We start from the raw sequence: 20,724 nt of genomic DNA, 5'->3' as shown, positions 1-20,724 counted from the left end.
TGTTGGGCTTGATTTTTCTATGAAAGAATTGTTCGTTAGCTCTGAAGACCAAAGAGCTGACTATCCAAGATTCTTCAGAAAATTAGAAGCTAAACTCGCTAAAGCTGCGAAAGAACTATCTCGTAAAGTTAAATTCTCTAACAATTGGAATAAGGCTAAATTAAAAGTTGCTAAAATCCACCAGTCTATAAAAAACAGTAGAAAAGATTTTCTCCATAAGTTGTCAAAAGAACTAGTTACAAAATATAATGCGATTATCATAGAAGACCTCAATATGAAAGGTATGAGTGGAGCATTAAACTTTGGTAAATCTGTTTCTGACAACGGATGGGGCATGTTTACAGTTATGCTCCAATACAAGGCTATGTTTTGTGGTAAACAGGTTATAAAAGCTGATAAATGGTTTCCATCTTCAAAAACTTGTTCAATTTGTGGAAACATTAAAACAGAATTAGCATTGTCAGAAAGAGTCTATAAATGTGAAGAGTGTAACTCTGAGAAAGACCGTGACTTGAATGCAAGTATAAACATTCGTGAAGCTGGTAGAACTCTATTAGCTTATTAAGATATATCAGGAGAGGGACTCTCCGTAGAGCGTGGTCAATATATTTTAGATTGCTAAGATACTTCCCACGAAGCCCCACCCTCTATTAGGATGGGGTAGTTCACAAAGCTAAAAACTCTGGAAGGGATTGTATTATTTTTGAAGGAAATAAGATAACAGCACCTTGACTTTTGTTGCACATGTTTATATAATGGAGTAATGAATTAGTGATCAATGGGAGGAGCTTTGAAAGGATACATCAGGTTTTTAAATATTTCATTTCTTTTGTTACTAGTTTTTTCACTTTATAACAAAAGAAATTTTCTACATTCAGAGATAACTACATCAATAGAACATTTTAATAGCAATTTTGACGAAAAGATATACACATTGAAAAATGAGATAAATTTTCTAGATAAAACAAGAAAACAGTTACAAATACCTGAGTATAAAACAAAGGGGCGTATAAAGTATTTCAAAGTGAATGACTATGGGGTTTACTTTGATACAGCTACAGTGATGCCAGAAACATATGAGTATTATGATATAGGAGAGGGAAAAGCTCATCTAAATAAAAGATTTGATGACTCTCTTATAGGTGTTGTATATAATAAGGTAAGAAAAGTTGAAACAACCAAACTTTACGAAGAGAATGCAGATGTGTATCGTGGTAGAGGGGATATTGTTTTTGTAGATATATTTGAAGAGAAATGGGCTGATGTCCTACAAAATAGCATGCTATCCAAATCGTTTTTCAAAAATACAAAGAGTGTCTCAAGAGACAATATAGAGTTTATACTCTATGATTCATATGTGGATAGAATATATGGACTGAGTATGTTTTCAATTGTGATACCGGTCTATGAGATGATTGGAAATAGAGAGTTCCTTCGTGGAATCTGGTATTTTGATTTTAATAATAAATTTTTTATGAGTGACTTAGAGAGATTGAAAAGTAAACTTCATCTAGATATTTTGATTATGGATTCTAAGGATAAACTGGTGACTTCAACTGATCCGAAGTTACTGTTTAAAAATGTAAATCTAAATGATTACTATATCTATCCGTTGAATAAAACGAATTATAAGATTTTAGTGAAGAAAATAAACCTAAGAAATCTTTTAGATTACCAAGAGATAGTATTTATACTGCTGATATTTATTTTAAGGGTTTACCTTTTGAAAAGAGAGCGTTTGGAAAAAGAGGTAAATAGTTTGAAAATAGCGGAACGAGTTAGAAGTCATATGATGATGAGGGATTCGTTGACAAAACTTTACAATAGATATTTTGTTGAAAAGATTTTGACATATCCGATATATGACTGTGGAGTTGCTTTGATAGATATAGATTATTTCAAAAGTATAAATGATAACTATGGGCATGATAAAGGGGATCATGTTCTTCGTGGAATCAGTAATATTATAAAGCTTTTAGGTGGACGAAATGTCCATGGGATACGTTGGGGAGGAGAGGAGTTTCTCATCCTTTTCAAGGATACAAATAGATATGAGTTGTTGAAAAAGTTGGAGTTGATTCAGATATCTATTAAAAAGTTAGATCTTTTAGAGGAAAGAAGTATAACAGCTTCGATTGGAGCGGTTGTAATGGACATAGATAGTAAAGAGAAACTTTATGAAGCTATATCTGAGAGTGATAAAAATCTTTATAAAGCGAAATCAGCTGGAAGAGACAAAATAGTTATGTAAAAAAAGCCATCCTATCTAAAATAGGGTGGCTTCTTCTATATTTACTGGTTTACTGATATAGTAACCCTGGGCGTAATCAACACCCTGCTCTTTTAAAAATTGAAGCTGCTCTAAAGTTTCAACTCCTTCAGCAACGATTTTCAGATTCAACTCTTTTATTAAAGAGATAAGATTTTTATACACAATAGTTCCACGATCTCTATTTAGTTCGATAGAGTCAAGAAGTGACTTATCAAATTTAACTATATGTAGAGGTATAAGTGGAAGTATTCCAGCTGTCGAGTGACCAGCCGTGAAATCATCAAGTGATATTAAGAACCCTAGATTACTAAGAGCTGTCATCTTACTTATAAGATCTTGTATATCTGTTATGAAAACCGATTCTGTGATTTCAACTTCAAAGTATTTTCCAGAGATATCATGTTTATCAAGAAGATTTTTTAACACAAGAATCAAATCCGCTCTTTTAAATGTAACCACGGATATGTTAAATGACATTCTAAAATCCTTAGGAAGTCTACTTTTAGCAGTTCACTTTTAACAAAACTGATAGCTTTATCAGCCACAGCATAGTCAATTTTATGAACGAAGTTAAATTTTTCAGCTACTGGGATAAACTCAAATGGAGGAATAACTCCAAGAGTTTCTGAGTTGTAACGAGCCAAAGCTTCAGCTCCAATAATCTCACCAGTTTTTAAAGATATCTTTGGTTGGAATACAGGAAACACTCCATCGATATTTTCCTTTAAAACATTGAAAAGCTTCTCTTCCCGCTGTTTGCTACTTATGAATTTCTCATCAGCCACACGATATCTAAAATCCTTTTTATTCTTAGCATCAAACATAGCTAAGTCAGCATATTTGAATGCGTCTGTAACAGTTAGAGAGTCATTTTTCTGACAGAACCCAACTGAGAAAGAGACACCATATCTCACCATGTTTGGACAATACTCAGGATAAAGTCCTAACTTTTTGATTATGTTTTGTACATCATCATTAATAAATCCATAAAACTCATCTCCAGAGATTCTAAATATCTTAGATTCTTTGAACATCTCCTTTAAAAAGTCGGAAAACTCAACGATAAGAGAGTCACCAAACTCATGACCTAAAGAGTCATTTACCTTTTTAAAGTTATTCAGATCTATAGCGAAAGCGTATCCAACAAAATCACTTTCTAAGTTAGAGCAGAAAGAGTTAAAAACAAATCTATTTGCTAAGCCTGTAAGTGGATCTTTTAAAAGTTCCTGCTTATGTTTTTTCTCTATATATAGTTTTACCAGAGTGAAAGCTGTACCTACAACAAGAATAAAGGTAAAAAGATAGAAAAGATTTTTAATCTTTTGGGTAGTGTTCATAAGGATTTTATCTTCAGTATCTTTTTGAATCATAGAAGCCTTCACTATATCCTCTTTGTTTGTCAGATGCAGCATAGCTTTATCAAAGATGTTTCGTAATATCTCGTTTTGTTTATTGAAAGCCATATTTACAGGGACATTTTCAAAGAACGATACATTGTACAGTTGAGGGTCGAAGTAGGTGTTGTTAGCTGTTAAAATATTGTCGATTCGTCCGCTACTTAAAGCTCTCATTAAAGTTTCAAAATCTTCAAATGTGGTTATGTTATCAGAGATATCATATCTAAGAGCTATCTGCTCTTCGACACTGTTACTTAAAACTCCAAGGGTTCTATTAGCATCTGTTGATGTTTTTGGGTTTACAACATAAAGAGGTATCTCATAGATTTTCTTTGAGAAAAGAAAGTCTCTACTTCTCTCTCTTGTGTGTGAAAGAGCCATCATATGGAACTTTCCATCGAGCAAATCCTGCAGAGATTTCGGATGTCCAGAAGTTTCATCTATAATCTCTATATTCAGTAGGTTTCCAATCTGATTGACAGTGTTTGGAAACACTCCTTTGTATGTTCCATCCAATTTAGAAAGGTATGACATCAAGGTGTTGTATTCGCCCTCATAGACAACCTTTAGATTGGGAAGTTCCATAAGGTATTCCATCTCCTCAAGAGTCAAAGAGTTATAGAAGTTTTCTAAGGCTAACTTTTTGTTTATGTTGTGTAGAGAGTTTAAAAACTTATCACGATACTCCTCGTTTAAAGCTCTATCAATTATAGGTATCAGTTCTGAGTAGGTAGGTGAAATACCGATAGCTATTCCACCAGAGTTACTGATTTTTACACCGAAAGCTGAATCGTAAAGAACCGGCGTTGGTGTTAAGATAAACCTATCTTTATACTCGTTTAAATCATTTACTTCAATAAATTTAGCTTTGATATCGTTATTTTCTAAAATAGCTGCAGCATATTTTTTATATGTGTGTCCCTTTGTGACATAGATCTCTTGACCTTGCAGTTCCTCTAAGGTATAGAACTGAGTAGTTGTTGAAACAATAAAAAGTGTTTCATTGAATATTGTATTTGTAAAATTTAAAAAACGGTTTGCATAGTTCTCACGATTTATAAGTGAGATAATATCCACACTTTTATCTGTGATTCCTATTTTTAACTCGTAGTAGGCTTCTGTTTTAAATTTTACATTTAAATTTAAATAGTTTTGAAATAGATCTTTTATAATCTCATTTAAAGAGGGTTCCTCTTTTGAAGAGATATTATAAAACTCATTGTCTAAAAGTCCGACTGTTATCTCTTGTGTTCTTAAGTTGTTTAAGTATGCCTCCTCTTCTATACTCCTAGGGATGTAGGTTTTACTAAAGATGAGAGTAGTTAAAAGAAGAAAGAGCAGAAAGATTTTTTTTATCATAATTTCCTCACTTTTGAGCTGTAATTTGAAAGTTAATATATTAAAAAAGTATATCATATTTCCTAGAAATAGGGAAGATGGAAACAATATGAAAAAAGAGATTAAAAAAGAAGGTAAGTTTAAATGACTAAAAATTCAGAAAAAAAGACTAATATATGTTATAATAAAAAATAATTATATAAAAAAGGGGGGCTTTATGAGAAAAAAAGTACTATTTTCTATAAATACTTTTCTAGTAGGGGGAATAGAAAAAGCTTTAATAGAGTTACTAAAAAATGATGAACTAAAAAAATATGATTTAACTCTTTTGATTGGATACAATTTAGGAGATATTCAAAAATTAAAAAATCAGATACCAGAACATGTAGAAATTAAATATATTTTAGAAGATGAAATTTATACTAAAGCAAAAAGAAAAAAAGCTTTGGGTACTCTATCAAAAGTTGAAAAGATTTTAGACGAATCGATATCATGGTTGAAGAAAATAACTTTTAAAAAAAGGTTGTTACAGATAATAAAAAATTATGATGTTTTGATAGATTATGATATGACTTTAGCTTCTTATGCAAAAGAGATATCTATAAAAAAAATAGCTTACTGTCACTTTAGTTTAAAGCATTATAATCGTGGGATAAAGAGCAGACAAGATAAGTTAGGGAAAAGACTAAGCTATTATGATAAAGTAGTTGTTATATCTGAAGATATGAAGAAAGAAGCAGAAATGGTTTTTCCATATTTGAAGAATAAGTTAGTAAAAATTTACAATTCTTTTAATCTAGATGAAATAGAAAGGAAATCTCAGATTTGTTTGGATGAAGAAAAGGTATATTTAGAAGATAAATATATCTTGGCAGTGGGAAGATTAGAGGAAACTCAAAAAGATTTTACTTCTCTTTTAAGTGCCTATTCATTGATTCATGAAAAAATAGATGAGAAGCTCTATATAATAGGAGATGGAAGACATAAAGAGCAGTTAGAAAAACATGCGGATAATCTAAAAATAAAAAATAAAGTTATATTTTTAGGGTTTAAAAATAATCCTTATGTTTGGATGAGAAATAGTTCTTTGTTTGTACATAGCTCTAAATTTGAAGGACTTCCGACCGTACTAATAGAAGCACTGATATTAGGAGTTCCGATAGTAGCGACAGATTGTCCAACAGGACCAAGAGAAATTTTAGAGGATGGACAAAATGGAGTTTTAACAAAAGTTGGAGATGTAAAAGCATTAGCTGAAGGTATAGAGAAGATAATATTAAATAAAGACATAAAAAAACAGTATTTATTAAAAAGTAAAGAATCTGTTAAGAGATTTGATGGAAAAGTTGTAATAAAGCAACTAGAGGATTTATTTTAGGAGGAATAATGAAAATTTCAGTAATAGTTACAGTTTATAATAGATTATCTTATTTAAGAAACATGATAATCTGTTTAAACTCACAAACTAAAAAACCATATGAATTAATAATCGCTGATGATGGATCGCATGAATCTGTTCAAGAGATATTAAAAGAGTTTTCTAATTTGGAGTATAAAGTAAAGCATGCTTATCAAGAAGATAAAGGATTTAGACTTGCGGCCTCTAGAAATAACGGAGCTAGACAAGCAGAAGGAGATTACTTTGTTTTTATGGATCAAGATATAATATTTGATAAAAATTTATTGGAAGAGATAGAAAAGCAAGCTAAAAAATCTACCTATTTAAAGATGAGAGCGATATATGTGGATGAAGAAACGAAAATATCAATTGAAAAAAGAATAGAGAAAAATGAGAATTATGAAGATTTTCTTTTAGAAATTAAAGATAATGAAATAGAAAAAAATGAAAAAGGTTATAAAAAAGATAAAATGTATGTGTATCTTTATAAGTTGGGTCTAAGAAAAAGAGCTGCTAAAGTTGTAGGGCTAGGATTTGGATTGTATAAAGAAGACTATTATAAAATAAATGGATTTGATGAGAATTATGAAGGATGGGGGTATGAAGATGATGATTTTGGTAATCGATTAACATTTTCAGGAATTTATGGAATCCCATTGAAAACAAAACATCCAATGATTCATATGTATCACAAAGAAGCTCCAAGTAAAGGTAAAAGTTTAAATGAGGATTATTATAGAAAAAAAAGAAGTGAATATTTTAAGAAAAAATCTTTATATTGTGAAAAAGGTATATTGAACAAAGAGGTAAAATGATGATAAATGAAAAGCAGTTGAAGTTTTTAAATTTATTAGGAGAGGGATGTGTATATCTATTTATAATTAGTTTATTTTTAAATAGAGAAACAAATTTAAAAGTTGGTTATATTTTACAAGGGTTATTTTTTTTAAAATTAATATTTGATAGAAAAAATATTAAGATAAAAGGTAAAGAGGTTTATAGAAGTTTTGGGATTATACTTGTTCTAGGTATTTTAATGAATCTATTTGTTTCTAAAAAAAATGGTGTGAGTATATTTTTTAATCAAAATATTCATTTTATATTTGGAATGGCATTTCTTTCTTTTATAGATGATATGAAAAAATTGAAAAAAGTTTTGGGGATAATATTATTAGGAAGTTCATTGTTGGCAATATCAGAGATAATTAATATAGAATTAACGGATTATAGTAAAGCAAGAACGAGACCTCTAATAATGATGGGGGCAGTACTTTCGACAATTTTATTTTTTGAAAATTTAAAAACTTGGTTAATTCAAAAAAAAATAAACTATAATATTTTGATAATGGTTCCACTTATACTTACAACAATTGGTATTATGTATTCAGATTCAAGAATGGGTTTTTTAGTTTATATAATATCTATAGGGTTATATGGAGTATACAATTTAACATTATATAAATTGAATATAAAAAGTTGGAGTTTATTATTATTAGTATTTTCTATTTTAGCTGGAGGAATTATATTATCCATGCCAAAAGAATTTGAAAGTAAAATAAAGACATCTTTTCAAACAAAAAATAATTTTTCGAATGAAGCTAGATTAGTTATGTGGCAAGGTGGTCTTTATGCTTTTTTAGATAAACCAATAACAGGAGTTGGAAGTGCAAAAATAGATACTCAGCCATATAACATGAAATCAGCAAAAGAGTACAGCACAGAAAATAAAAACGGATATATGCAGGAAGTTTTTGTAAATCAAAAACAGTTTTCAGAGCATCATAGTATATATGTTAATTTCTTATCACAGAATGGAATAGTTTTAACTTTATTGTATTTATATCTATTTTTTATTCAGATTCCAAAGAGATTTTTCTTGAATAGAAAAGATAAGACAACTATATCAAGTTATTTTACAATGGCTTCATTTTTAATATATGGTGTAACTTGGAGTGTATGGACAGTATATTCTGTAGCTCAAATACTTTTCCAAATATTTTTGGCAATATTTATATTATCAACTGAAGAGAGAGGAGAATAAAAGTGAATAAAAAACTTGAAATCCCAATTTTAATGTATCATAGAGTAATTAGAGAAAAAGATGAAGAAGGGGTATTTGGTACGTATGTTTACGAAAATGAACTGAGAAAACAGTTTGAATATTTAAGATCTGAAAATATAAAACCGATAACTTTTTCTGATATAGAAGAGGGAATATTAGATAAAAAAAATAAAGTTGTAGTACTAACTTTTGATGATGGATATTCTGATAACTATACAATCCTATATCCATTATTGAAAGAGTTTGGATTTAAAGCCGTTATTTATCCAGTAACAGAAGAGGATTATAATTTGTGGGATAGTGAAAATAAATCTAATCCAGAAAAAAAGTTACAACTTATGAGTTGGGAAGAGATGAGAGAATTAAACGATTCAGGATTAATTGAGTTTGGGGCACATACAAAAACACATTGTAATTTGTTAGAAACAAATAATCAACTTTCTTTTTTAGAGATAGAAGAATCTAAAAAAACTTTAGAAAAAGAGTTGGACATAGAAGTACTTTCTTTTGCTTATCCGTATGGATTTTTCAATGAGGAACATAAAAAAATATTGGAGATAGTTGGGTATAAATATGGAGTAGCAACAGCAAGTGGGCCGGTTGATTTTTATGAGGATCTTTACCACATAAGAAGAATAGGTATTTTTAGTAAAGATGATATAAAAAGATACAAAAGAAAAGTTAAAGGAAATTACAATACTAAAAAAGTAAGAGATGAAAAAATAAAAGACTTTAGAAGAAAAATAAAAGGTATTTTTGGGTGGGGAAAATGATTGAAAAAAAAATACATTATATTTGGTTTGGAGGAGAAAAACCTTCAAAAGTTGAAAAACTTATTAATTCTTGGAAAGAAAAATTACCAGATTATGAAATTATAGAATGGAATGAAAAAAATATAGATATAGAAAAAGAGATGAAAGAAAATAGATTTTTCAGAGAGTGTTATACAAGAAAACTTTGGGCTTTTGCTTCGGATTATATAAGAGTAAAAGTTATGTATGAAAATGGAGGTATATATTTAGATACTGATATGGAAATATTGAAGTCATTAGATCCGTTTTTAGAAAATGAGTTTTTCATAGGAAAAGAAAATAGAGAAACTATAAGTTTTGGAATTGTAGGGTCTATAAAAAAGCATAATTTTTTTAAAAGAATGTTAGAATTTTATGAGAGTGAGATTTGGAGTTCAGATCTATATATTGTTACAGGAATTGCGAGTTATATTTGTAAAAAATATAAACAGGAATTAAAAGATATAAAAATTTATGAACCAGTGTATTTTTATCCCTATACGCAAGATGAAATTTTGACATCAGCTCATATAAAAGAGGAAACTTATGCTATTCACCATTGGGGAAAAAGCTGGGGAAAGAATTCAGCGGTATATTTTTTAAAATATAAGCATATTAAAAGTCCGTTAAAAGAGATTAAAATATTTTGTAAATTATTTAGAAATTATATAAAAAAATAGTACTTGGGGGAAGAAAGAGGAAAAATGGTAAATGTTTTAGATTATTTTGATGATGAAAAAATAAAGATGAAGGATTGTATAGTGAACAATCCGAAAAAAAAGTTTGTATTTAGAGAGGTCATTGGTAATGAGGTGTTTTTTATAAAAAAATACACTCCTCATGGAAAAAAAGCCTTAAGAATTAATTTGTTTGTAAAAAGAGATAGAGCAGAGCACTATGAGTATATATCAAATGAACTGAAAAAAATAGATATTCCTCATATCGAGCCATTAAAGGTCGTAGTTAAAAAGAAAAGTTTTTTTAAAAGAGAATCCTTAGTTGTGACTAAAGATGGTGGAGAAGTCTTCGAAGATGTATTAAGAAGGTTAGAGTTGAAAACACAAAAAGAGATGATTGATATATATTTTAATTATTATGTAAAAATGGCAAAAAATAAGATTTATGTAACTGATTATAATTTATCAGGAGCTTTGATAGGAAATGATGGAGTTATTAGATTGATTGATTTTGATGCTTATAAAAAAAGGTATTACTTAACAAGGAGATTGAAAAATCGTATACTAGAAGAGATTCATAAAGGTAATGATTTAGAAGTTATAGGTGGTTTTTCCGAAGAGATAGCAGTATATATGAAAAATAAAATAAAGCAAATAATAAAAGAGATAGGTCTGGACTAAATTTTCCAGCCCCTATCTCTTAATTTTTTTTTGTAAAATTTTATTTTTTGTAATAAAGAATTTCTTTTTAAAATTTTAAATATGAAAGCAAGGTAGTAGAAAAAATTCTTAGGATAAGGATAAATCATATCATCGTAAGAATCATACCACATTGTAATCATATCATAGTGTGCTCTATAGTTTCCAAACCAAAATGAATCCCCTTTTGTATCTAAAATTTTTATATCATTTTTTTTATCAAAGATAAAATTACTAGGATTAAAATCACCGTGATAAATATGTTTGCTGTGTATAGATTTCATAAGATTAATAGCTATATCTTTATGATGAGAGTCATTCTTTATCTCGCCATCTACAAACTCCATTAAGATAAAAGAATCTACAATGAAACCATTTTTTCTTTTATTTGCTGCAAGAAAAATTTCGACAAACTCTTTAAAATTATAATTATAAATAAGTTTATTGATATTTTTTAAACTTGCTAAAGCTTCTCCATCTTTAAAAAAGGAGAAGAGTTGTCTTTGAGGGATACGATATTCATTCCTAGGTTCTTTTAAAACATATTTTTGGTTTTCAATTTCAATTATTGCAACAAAATTTCTAGGAGTATCTTTTAACTTAGATACAATAGAATATTTTTTATCAATAATAAGTTGAGCTAGATTAATATATTTTCTATCAAAAGTGTAAATATTAAAATCTTTATATTTGTTTTCAATCATAAATTTCTCCATAGTTTTTTATATATTTTACAATTAAAAAATATAAAAGTCTATTTTAAAATTTAAATCCCTAGCTCTTTTTTTAATCTCTCAGAGAACTCTTTGATTAGAATAGGATCACATTTTATAGATTCCTGTTCAAACTTTAAAAGAATCTCTTCGGGTTTACAGCTTCCGATTTTAAAATAATCGGCGTAGTATTCAACTCTACTTTTAAGAACTCTACGGTCTTTTTCAGCTTGAGTGCTTTTAGTTTTCGCTCTAAAATTCCAGCGTCCTGATGCAGCTAAGATAAGCCCTGCATTTAGGTTTGAACAGAACCCAGCGTCAAACTCTGATTGCATTTTTTTGTATAGCGAAACAAACTCCTCTAAGGTGATATCTGGTGCTTTTTGAAGTAGATTGTTTTTAGTATTAGAATCCAAAACCTCATCCATCGCTTTATGTAGAGTTAGTTTAGTCTTTTTTTGTTTGTTAATATTTTTATTAAACTCTTTATTAGTATGTAGCGGATTTTCCGTAGTCGGAAATATCGTATCCCCATTTTCCGTAGTCGGGATATCGTTAGAAAAAGGTAGTTGTGAATTAAGCTGTTCAGCTATATCTTCAGATTTTTTCTCTTCAATAGACTCCTTACAGTCGGAGATGTAGTAAAAAATCTTCTGTTCACCCTTTTTTGCAAAAATAGTATTGTTAGATGATTTGTAAAGATAGCTATTCTCCTCAAGCTCTTTTATTAGTCTTGCCATTTTTTCTCGCCCTAACTTCAGTTCTTTACAAAGAGCAGGAGGTTTTATAACCCAATCTGAAGGTTTAGAAAGTAACTTAGACCCAAGAGCAACAGCACCTAAAGAGAGATTAGGATCATTTAAGAATGTATTGCTTATAATTGTAAAGTTCTCCTTTTTCCGATTTTTAAGGATGAATTCCATAGAATCACCCTAGCTAGCTTTTTTAGATGTAATTGATTTTATGATTTCAGGTAGTGCGAAGTGTACAATAAAAGCCTCGCGAGATATAAGTTTTTTATGAGTAGACTTAGATAGATTAAGTTCATGTTTTTCAATTGTGTAGTCGATAGATTTTTTGCTTAAGTGTAGATATGTTGCTATGCAAGATTTTGAGAACAAGCTCTTTTTCTCTGAAGTAAGAACTTTTCTTAAAATTGTTTCGATATGTTGCTGAAGTTGTTCTGGTGTTTCAAAAGTGTTCGCGGAAATTTTACGTAGTGTTAGCAGTGTAGAATAGATAGATTCATTTTTAAAATTTTTCATAAGATACCCTCCCTAATCGTCGTTTAAAAGATAAAAGTCCAATAACTCGTCTACTGAAATTCTCCAGTAACCTGATTCTTTTTTCGTATTATTCGGTAGATTATTGCAAATAGAGTATAAAGTTGAATTTGATAGAGATAATAGATTTGCAGCTTCTTCAACAAAAATAACATCCCCAAAAGAATCTTTAATCATTTTTTTCACTTCACTTACGTTTCTCATCAACCCTCCTTTTTTCTTCAACCTTGAGATGAATATTACTACATGAATTCCAAAAAATCAATAGGTAATTAAAAAAAAGTTTGGAGACTATGAAAACTACTAAAAAATAAAACACAAATATTAAAATTTAAATGAAGAGTGAGAGTTTGAATAGTGATTTCTCTTTTTTTCTATGTTATCATTAAAACATCTCGGGATAAAAATAAAAAACAAAGTAGGAGGTATTAAAATGACAAACAGGGAAGTAAAATTGATTTTAGAAAGTGTAATTGAAAAGACAAAGAAGTCGGTTGAGAATGAGAAAAACTATTTAAGAGAGTTAACAGATGACAGATCTTTATTGATGTACATTGAGGTAATGCAAAGTGAAAACCAACCTCTACCAGAAGATTGTGGATATGAGTCATATACAGATTGGAAGACTCAGATAGAGAAAGAGATAAAAACAGGAGAAAACTCTTTAAGTAGAATAGGAACAGAAAAGGCGGAGTTAGTAGCATTTGAATACTTCGTGGCGAATGCACCAGAGGCGTAGGCCTATGATAAAATTGCTGAAGATAATATATATAATCCTTTCGATAGCTGGAATGGCAGTTACAGGAAGTAATACACTCGTTTTAAAAGAGATAGGAGTGAAGGTGAGTAGGCTTAGTAATATACCTGCAGTAACTTCACACTCTCAGATACACATAAATTGATTTTGGGATAGAGAAGAGCGAAAGCTCTTCTCTTTTTATATGCCTAATTTCAAAATAATAGAACTTAAAGTTTGAAAAAAGAACAAAAAAACATTTAGATTTAAACTTGTTGAAGATTTTTTGAAATGAAATAAAAAAACTTCTACTTTTTTTCATACTTAAAAAATGTTATAATATCTCTGGAAAATAAAATTTTAAAAGGAGAGGGGAAAATGAACCACGGAGTTTCTACAGAGTTTAGGCATGACGATGATGAGATTGATTTGATTGAACTTCTATTGATACTAGTTAAAGAGAAGAAAACAATCGCAATCACAACGATTTTAGTTACTTTTATGGCATTAGGAGCAGCACTTTTCGAAAGAAATGTTTCGAAAAAAGTAGAGGTTATCTTAACACCTAAAATAGAAAACTTTAAGCAGAGTGATATTTTAATAGGAAATGTATTAGAAAGAACTTATACAAAAAATGATATTAGGGGAAAAAACAAGATAAGTTTAGATGAGTTTCGTGATGAGTTTAAAATAACAGGGATTATCCCAAAAGAGATAGAGGAAAAAAGAGACTTCTTAGCAAAGTCAGGAGGAACATTAGAGTACACTCCTACAAGCTATAAGATAGATTTAAGAGTTGGAAGTATTGCTGAAAGTAGCAGAGTTTTAGAGAATTATGTTACTGAGTTAAACTCTTACTACAGATCTCAAAAAGAGTCTACATACAAATTCAAAAGTTTTGATGCAAGTATTTTGGATGACAGTAAATATAACTATGAGGATTACATAGCTATTCTAGAGAGTAGAAAAGGAGCTTTGAAAGAGCTTATAGCTGGAAGAGAAAGGGAAAAGTTAAACTATGTATCTTATGGATTTGGGTATAGAGAGCTTCAAATCCAACTGCAAAACTTAGAAAATATAAGAATTGCAGATTTGAAAAACTATCTTTTAGCAACAAACATTGTTAGAAATAAGGAGAAGTTTAGCAGTGAGTTTATAAACAGAAAATTCAGATTGGAAACAGAGATTAAAGAGAAAAAAGAGGTAGCTAATAACTACAAAAATCTTCTGAACTCATACAGAGTTGAAAATAGCAATATGGTTATTCCAAAGGGAGTGAAGATAACTCTTGGAGAGAATGAGAAAGAGAAATATTACACTGAACTGATGGACAACTATCTGAAAACAGAGAAAGAGGTTCTACTTCTTGAAGAGACGTTAAAAGAGCTGATTTATATAAATAAAAATCTAAAAACTGGAACTGAAAGTGAGCAGAGATATATAATGGATTCTTTAAGAAATATAATAGCTGCATATAACTCAATAGTAGCTTCTGCAAATAGATTGGAAGCAAAAGAGAACTATATCGAGAATGGAGAGTTAATTAAGGTGGCGTCTCCTGTAGAGGTGACTTCAAATTCAAAAGCTAAACTTATTTTAGCAGTTGGAGTTGTAATGGGAGTGTTCTTAGGGATAATGATGGCATTCTTAAAAAACTTCTATCACTCGTTTAAAAAAGCCAGTAAAGGTATGATGGCTATAGCTATGTTTCTGTTTATAGGAGTTAATAGCTACTCGAAAGAGGAGATTACAATAGGTTTCACTCATAAAGAGATGAAAGAGGGATTAAATCCAGATAGAACTCCATTTGATTTGAATGAGACACTATTGAAAAATTATTTAGTTGGAAAGTTAAATTTAGATACTGCAGAGTTGAATAGAATAACTATAACTTCGATTTCTCCAAAGGATAGTATTAGAGTTACAGAGAGTAGATTAAAAGCTGGAGATAAGGATTATCTATATCTACCTACAGAGTATTTAGTGACTTTGAATCTATCTGATTCTAACTTAGAGAAAGAGATAAAAGAGAGATTGATATCTGAGTTTCCAAAGTTTTATATAGAGAACTTTTTGAATCTTGGAGCTGGGAAGGTAGATTATCTAAATAGTTACAGTAGCTACAGAGATACTTTAGGAACATTTACTATTCTTATGAATGGTTTAAAAGCCGAGATAGAGCAGAGAAAAGTTAAGGCACCTACAAAAGAGATATTCTATGAGTATAACAATTTAAGTGTTGAGCTTAGTAAAATTGTAGATGTTAGCTATAGAGATACGGTTAACTTTATTAAATCTAACAACCTTGTGAAGGATGTAGAGTTAGAAAAGATATATCTGATTGGTGAGAATAGATATATAAATCTGAGCTTGGAGTCATTAAAAACTGAGAAGAAGACTTATGAGGATGTTCTTAAAAACTACTCTGTTGGTGAGAGAGGAGCACAGGTTTTAGAGAGTGGAGATCTAGCTATGAGTAGAGACTCTGGACTAAGAGAGAAGCAGTATATAGAGATATCTAAAACGTATTTAGAGAATCTGAATAGAGAGAATAGTTTAAGAGTGAAACTGATAGAGAATGAACGTAATTTAAAAGAGATGAGACTACCAACAGAATCTGAAAGCTCTAGAGTAGCTGCTGAGTTAGAGAATATTCAAGCTGAACTGAACTTCTTAATAGAGAGAATGGTAGCAGTAGAACTTAGAGATTATAGAAGAGAGTATGTAGGAAGTGTAAAGGTATTTTAGTTAGAGGGGGAATAGAGAGTGAGGCATAGTCAAAATGCTAAAGGAAGAATACTATATACGACAGCTTTATTTCTTTTATATGAGTGGATTGTAAGGGGAATGAGGTTAAGTGTTAATACATCTGTGTATGGACTGTTCTTTATTTTGATTTTATCATATTATATTTTTGGGATATATACTCTTAGAGAAAGATATAGTGTGAGAGATGTATTGGTGTCATCAATACTGAATGGTCTTATATTTTTCATACTGTTGATATTCCATAAAGAATCTGAAATTATATTCTGGTTCTTTACATATACAGGACTACAAAACTTATGTAGATTTATACTTGGAAAGGTATATAAAAGTAATATAAGAGTTGTGATACTTGGAGATGAAGAGAAAGAGCGTAGAGTTAAAAAAGCCATTATAGATGATGCAGAGTATAGTTATATAGGATTTTTGAGTAATAAAAATAGTGATGGACTTGGAAAAATAGATGAGATAGAGAAGATTGTAAGTGAATACTCTGTGAATGAGGTTATTTACTTAAAACAATTTGAAGATACTCTTCTTGATAAAATATTTCAATTGAAGCTATCTGGAATTAAGGTTTGTGATTCAGAAACATTTTTACAAAATGTTGAGGGAAAGATAGATGTGGATAAGATATCAAAGCAGTGGTTTTTAAGGTCAAAAGGATTTGATGTATTGACATCATCTTTAGATAAAAGACTTAAAAGAGCTATGGATATTACCTTGGCATTTATAGTATTTTTAGTTGGATTACCATTTATGGTACTAACATATTTCTTAGTTAAATTGGATAATCCTAAGAAATTTTTCAGTAATCCAGCTTTCTTTAAACAGAATAGAATAGGGATAAGCGGAAATGTGTTTCAGATAGTTAAGTTTAGATCGATGAGATTGCATAATCCTAACGAGCATTCGAAATACGCTTCTGAAAAGGATGATAGAATAACAGCAGTTGGAAAGTTTATTCGTAAAACAAGATTGGATGAACTACCACAGATTATAAATGTTCTAAATGGTGATATGAGTTTTGTAGGACCAAGACCAGAGTGGGATGAATTAGGTAGAGATTATGAGAAGAAAATAAATATGTATAAACTAAGATATGCTGTAAAACCAGGACTTACTGGATGGGCACAAGTGATGTATCCATATGGAGCTAGCTTAGATGATGCAAAGAAAAAGCTAGAATATGATATCTATTATATAAAACATCAGAATATAGCTTTGGATATAATAATATTATTTAAAACAGTAAAAGTAGTTTTATTCGGGAAAGGAATTTAAATGAAAAAGATAAATGTAGGTTTTTTTGGTACAAGAGGATTAGGTAATTATGGTGGATTTGAAACAATTGCTCAAAAGTTAAACGAATACTTGGATGGAGATAAATTTAATTTATTTGTATCTCAAGAAGTCGAAGATCAAGATGAAGAGTATATTTTAGACAAAATAAATTCTAAAACAACGGTTATTAAACAAAAAAAAAGTTGGATTAAAACTTATAGTAAAGAATTGGATAATATTTTGAATGAAGTAAAGATAATCAATAGATGTCTAACGGATAATCCTTGGGATTTGGATATAATACTTCAATGTGGAAGTACACCTGGAATTTTTATGAAAAAATCTAAAAACAACTCACCAATTCTAGTTTGGAACCCTGATGGCATAGAGTGGAAAAGAGCGAAATTCACTTGGTATGCTAGGCAGATACTTTATTATTCAACAATTTTAGGAATAAGAAAAAGTGATGCAGTTTCAGTAGATTCTAAAGCAATAGGTAGAGATTTGAAAAAGATGATAGGAAATAGACCAGAGTTCTACTTACCTAGCGGAACAGATTTAGTACATGAAGAAGAGGTTGATTTAAAATATTTAAGTGAATATATGTTAGAAAAAGGTGAATATTATATTATGGTTGGAAGAGCAGTTCCAGAAAATAATATTTTAGAAATTTTTAATTATTTCTTAGAAACTAAAACAAACAAAAAATTACTTGTAATTGCTAATTTTTCAGAAGATGAGTATTCTAAAAAATGTTTAAATTTAATAAACGAAAATTCGAATAGAATTATTTATAAGGGTCCAGTTTATGATCAGAAAAAATTAAAATCACTTAGATATTTTGCATATGCGTATATTCATGGACATAGTGTAGGAGGAACAAATCCATCATTATTAGAAGCTTTAGGTGCTGGAAATCCATGCATATGTTATGATGTAGAGTATAATAGAGAAGTTTCAGAAGAATCAGGATTATATTTTAAAAATTTAGAAGAATTTATAATTGCTATAGAAGAATTGGAAAAAGATAATCAGAAATACTTATTTAGAAAAAAAAATGCCTTAGAAATAATAAGAAATAAATTTACTTGGGAATATATAGCAAGAGTTCATGAAGAGATGATAGTGAACTTGGTTAAGAAGAAAGGAAAAATATGAAAATATTAATGCAAAGTAGAACTAATTTTTATACAAAGCCGGGTGGAGATACTATTCAACTTTTAAAAACAAAAGAGTATTTGGAAAAAATAGGAGTTAGAGTAGATATAAGCTTGAAATTAAGTGAAGATTTAGAACAGTATGATTTAGTGCACTTATCAAACTTAACAAGAGTTCATGAAACTTTTTTTCAATTAAAAGAAGCAAAGAAACAAAATAAAAAAGTTTTATTATCAACAATATATTGGCCTACTAATGAACTAGAAAAAGAATATTCTAGTATAAGGTACTTCATAACAAAGTATTTAGGATTAGATTTTCTTGAAAAATTAAAAGCGATATATAGAGTATTTTTTTTGAAAGAATTTAATCGAGCTAATTTAAATGCTTGTTTTGTAAGTTATAGTAAGATGCAAAAATATATACTAGATAATACAAATTATTTTTTACCAAATTCATTAACTGAAATGACAAAATTAAATGAAGTTTTTAATATGGATATTATTAATTTTAGTGTCATTCCAAATGCAATTGATGTACAAAATCTTGGTACACCACTATTGAAAGAATTTGAAAAATATAAAGATTATATTCTATGTGTAGGAAGATTAGATGCCAGAAAAAATCAATTGAATTTATTAAAAGCACTAGAAGGAACTGATTATAAAGTTTTATTAGTAGGTTCAAAAGGAAATAAATTATATACTGAAAAAATAGATAGAATTTTAGAAAAAAATTCTAATTTTGAATGGGTAGAAAGAATTGATAATAAAAACTTATATGCCTTATATAAAACTTGTAAGTTACATATTTTACCTAGTTGGTTTGATACTCCAGGATTAGTTAGTTTAGAGGCAGCGGGAGTAGGGGCTAAAATAGTTGCGAGTACGAAAGGGACTACAAAAGATTATTTTAAGGATTTTATAGAATATTGTGAACCAGATAGTTTAGAAAGTATAAGAGTTGCAATAGAAAAAACTGAAAAATCATTAAATAATTGTAAGTTAAAAGAGCATATTTTAGAAAATTATACTTGGGATAAAGCAGCTCAGAAAACTAAAGAAGCGTATATAAAAGTTATGAATGGAAAGTAAAAATATGACATTAAGTCAAATATTTAAATATAATTTTATAAATTCTATAGATTAATTTTGACAATTATTTGGAGATATAGCCTAGTTTTTTCTGCATTTTATACCAGTAATTATCTTCTAGCTTTAGAGATAGGAATTTTATATAGGATAATATGGCCTATAAGATTGTTGTTTAGATTAGTGTATTGAACATGCAATAATTAAAAACATTTTATATTTTTATGTTGTTTAGATTTTAATTATTTGACGAAGTTATTTATTTTTATGTTGTATAAGTCTTAGTGAATATTATTTTAATGTAAATTCTTCTTTCAAAGCAACATCTTGAAATGCTTCCTCTGATACTCCGATATGCGATTAGGTTCTGACTAAACTTAATGATCTAAAGCTCGGTAAAGTTGAATGAGAGTTATCCCTAACATGTAACGATGAGGAAAAGCGAACCAGAGGTGGTCTAACAATGAGAGGTCTGGAGTCAAGTTTATAAGGTAAGATGCACTGGCGTGCTGACAAAGTTTTGAATGTACGGCTCTAAAATAGAATACAACAGAAATGTTGTAATTCCAAAATTATGGTGTAAGTGGCGATTAGTAAAAATTTCTGTTATGAAACTCGCTATACGCTAAAGGTGGTAGGGCTATAGAAACTAGCTAAGTAGATTTAATGATAAAAAATATGGAACGTAGCAGGAATCACAATTTTCACGCTATAAGCTATAAAGTTTAAAATACCTAAACTATTTTCAGTGAAAAAGAAAGCATAGAAAGAAGAAAAACAAATTGAGATAATTGAAATTGAAGATCTTCAAATAAGAGCTGTTTTGAGACTCCAAAGAAACTCAACTTGCGAACTAGCAGGAAAATATATCGCAGGAGATGACAACTTTTATGTTCATAGGCTAGTCCCAAAAGAACATGAAGGAAGTGATGACCTTGAAAATTTAATGTTACTAGATTCTTCAATCAAAGCTTTACTGAAAAGCGAAAATAGAGAGTATTACTATAAAGACAATGAGAATTATGCAAGAATATTAAAAACACTTTCTAAATATAAAT

The 20,724-nt window shown here is 29.3% G+C and carries 21 protein-coding genes; 15 read left to right on the top strand and 6 right to left on the bottom strand.

Annotated features, from left to right (window positions below):
- Both L988_RS09025 and L988_RS13290 read left to right on the top strand, forming a co-directional pair.
- Window positions 1-565 (top strand): RNA-guided endonuclease TnpB family protein (locus tag L988_RS09025; protein ID WP_047383599.1); only part of this gene is annotated, 565 nt, incomplete at its 5' end.
- Between the two features lie 225 nt (window positions 566-790).
- On the top strand, window positions 791-2,251 hold the full coding sequence (locus L988_RS13290) for a GGDEF domain-containing protein (RefSeq protein WP_052191779.1): 1,461 nt from the start codon (window positions 791-793) through the stop codon (window positions 2,249-2,251).
- 15 nt (window positions 2,252-2,266) lie between these two features.
- On the opposite strand, the gene L988_RS14055 is transcribed toward L988_RS13290, so the two are convergent.
- Window positions 2,267-2,749, bottom strand: a complete 483-nt coding sequence (locus tag L988_RS14055; protein WP_081990326.1) for an EAL domain-containing protein — start codon at window positions 2,747-2,749, stop codon at window positions 2,267-2,269.
- The gene (locus tag L988_RS14050) at window positions 2,704-5,028 is read right to left on the bottom strand and encodes a transporter substrate-binding domain-containing protein (protein WP_047383593.1); all 2,325 of its coding nucleotides are present in this window, start codon (window positions 5,026-5,028) and stop codon (window positions 2,704-2,706) included. The genes L988_RS14055 and L988_RS14050 overlap by 46 nt, the downstream gene beginning before the upstream one ends.
- A gap of 196 nt (window positions 5,029-5,224) precedes the next feature.
- Here L988_RS14050 and L988_RS09005 point away from each other — a divergent pair, with 196 nt between their 5' ends.
- Genes L988_RS09005 through L988_RS08980 form a run of 6 tightly spaced genes read left to right on the top strand, consistent with a single transcriptional unit; the run spans window position 5,225 to window position 10,617 of the window.
- Complete coding sequence (locus tag L988_RS09005; protein WP_047383591.1) at window positions 5,225-6,385, top strand: glycosyltransferase; 1,161 nt, start codon at window positions 5,225-5,227, stop codon at window positions 6,383-6,385.
- Window positions 6,386-6,393: 8 nt separating this feature from the next.
- Window positions 6,394-7,221, top strand: a complete 828-nt coding sequence (locus L988_RS09000; RefSeq protein ID WP_047383588.1) for a glycosyltransferase — start codon at window positions 6,394-6,396, stop codon at window positions 7,219-7,221.
- The gene (locus L988_RS08995; RefSeq protein ID WP_047383586.1) at window positions 7,218-8,447 is read left to right on the top strand and encodes an O-antigen ligase; all 1,230 of its coding nucleotides are present in this window, start codon (window positions 7,218-7,220) and stop codon (window positions 8,445-8,447) included. Before L988_RS09000 ends, L988_RS08995 begins: the two co-directional genes overlap by 4 nt.
- Before the next feature lie 2 nt (window positions 8,448-8,449).
- Window positions 8,450-9,241 (top strand): polysaccharide deacetylase family protein, encoded by a 792-nt coding sequence (locus L988_RS08990; RefSeq protein ID WP_231549836.1) that lies wholly within the window; start codon window positions 8,450-8,452, stop codon window positions 9,239-9,241.
- On the top strand, window positions 9,238-9,939 hold the full coding sequence (locus L988_RS08985; protein ID WP_047383584.1) for a glycosyltransferase family 32 protein: 702 nt from the start codon (window positions 9,238-9,240) through the stop codon (window positions 9,937-9,939). Before L988_RS08990 ends, L988_RS08985 begins: the two co-directional genes overlap by 4 nt.
- A gap of 24 nt (window positions 9,940-9,963) precedes the next feature.
- A complete protein-coding gene (locus L988_RS08980; protein WP_047383582.1) occupies window positions 9,964-10,617 on the top strand; it encodes a hypothetical protein in 654 nt (217 codons plus the stop codon).
- Here L988_RS08980 and L988_RS08975 read toward each other — a convergent pair.
- The 4 genes from L988_RS08975 to L988_RS08960 all read right to left on the bottom strand — a co-directional run bounded on the left by L988_RS08975 (window position 10,614) and on the right by L988_RS08960 (window position 12,835).
- Window positions 10,614-11,339, bottom strand: coding sequence for a lipopolysaccharide biosynthesis protein (locus tag L988_RS08975; protein ID WP_047383581.1), 726 nt, complete (start codon window positions 11,337-11,339; stop codon window positions 10,614-10,616). The two genes, L988_RS08980 and L988_RS08975, sit on opposite strands and share 4 nt — an antisense overlap.
- A gap of 62 nt (window positions 11,340-11,401) precedes the next feature.
- On the bottom strand, window positions 11,402-12,271 hold the full coding sequence (locus tag L988_RS08970; protein WP_047383579.1) for a hypothetical protein: 870 nt from the start codon (window positions 12,269-12,271) through the stop codon (window positions 11,402-11,404).
- A gap of 9 nt (window positions 12,272-12,280) precedes the next feature.
- Window positions 12,281-12,613 carry a hypothetical protein gene (locus L988_RS08965; RefSeq protein ID WP_047383578.1) on the bottom strand — a complete coding sequence of 111 codons (333 nt, stop codon included), beginning with the start codon at window positions 12,611-12,613 and terminating at the stop codon, window positions 12,281-12,283.
- Window positions 12,614-12,625: 12 nt separating this feature from the next.
- The gene (locus tag L988_RS08960) at window positions 12,626-12,835 is read right to left on the bottom strand and encodes a helix-turn-helix domain-containing protein (RefSeq protein ID WP_047383576.1); all 210 of its coding nucleotides are present in this window, start codon (window positions 12,833-12,835) and stop codon (window positions 12,626-12,628) included.
- Between the two features lie 229 nt (window positions 12,836-13,064).
- On the opposite strand from L988_RS08960, the gene L988_RS08955 reads away from it, so the two are divergent.
- The 7 genes from L988_RS08955 to L988_RS08930 form a co-directional block, all read left to right on the top strand.
- Window positions 13,065-13,370: a hypothetical protein gene (locus L988_RS08955; protein ID WP_047383574.1), complete on the top strand. Its 306-nt coding sequence runs from the start codon at window positions 13,065-13,067 to the stop codon at window positions 13,368-13,370.
- Between the two features lie 13 nt (window positions 13,371-13,383).
- Complete coding sequence (locus tag L988_RS13690; protein WP_156111949.1) at window positions 13,384-13,533, top strand: hypothetical protein; 150 nt, start codon at window positions 13,384-13,386, stop codon at window positions 13,531-13,533.
- Window positions 13,534-13,745: 212 nt separating this feature from the next.
- A complete protein-coding gene (locus tag L988_RS08950) occupies window positions 13,746-16,115 on the top strand; it encodes a Wzz/FepE/Etk N-terminal domain-containing protein (RefSeq protein WP_047383573.1) in 2,370 nt (789 codons plus the stop codon).
- Between the two features lie 18 nt (window positions 16,116-16,133).
- Window positions 16,134-17,417 (top strand): exopolysaccharide biosynthesis polyprenyl glycosylphosphotransferase, encoded by a 1,284-nt coding sequence (locus tag L988_RS08945; RefSeq protein WP_047383571.1) that lies wholly within the window; start codon window positions 16,134-16,136, stop codon window positions 17,415-17,417.
- Window positions 17,418-18,575: a DUF1972 domain-containing protein gene (locus tag L988_RS08940; RefSeq protein ID WP_047383569.1), complete on the top strand. Its 1,158-nt coding sequence runs from the start codon at window positions 17,418-17,420 to the stop codon at window positions 18,573-18,575.
- On the top strand, window positions 18,572-19,669 hold the full coding sequence (locus L988_RS08935) for a glycosyltransferase (RefSeq protein WP_047383567.1): 1,098 nt from the start codon (window positions 18,572-18,574) through the stop codon (window positions 19,667-19,669). The genes L988_RS08940 and L988_RS08935 overlap by 4 nt, the downstream gene beginning before the upstream one ends.
- 820 nt (window positions 19,670-20,489) lie before the next feature.
- On the top strand, window positions 20,490-20,724 hold a 235-nt coding region (locus L988_RS08930; protein ID WP_047383565.1), incomplete at its 3' end, for an HNH endonuclease.

It is taken from the genome of Cetobacterium sp. ZWU0022, from assembly GCF_000800875.1.
Lineage (GTDB): Bacteria > Fusobacteriota > Fusobacteriia > Fusobacteriales > Fusobacteriaceae > Cetobacterium_A.
This window is presented reverse-complemented; position numbering and strand designations above follow the sequence as displayed.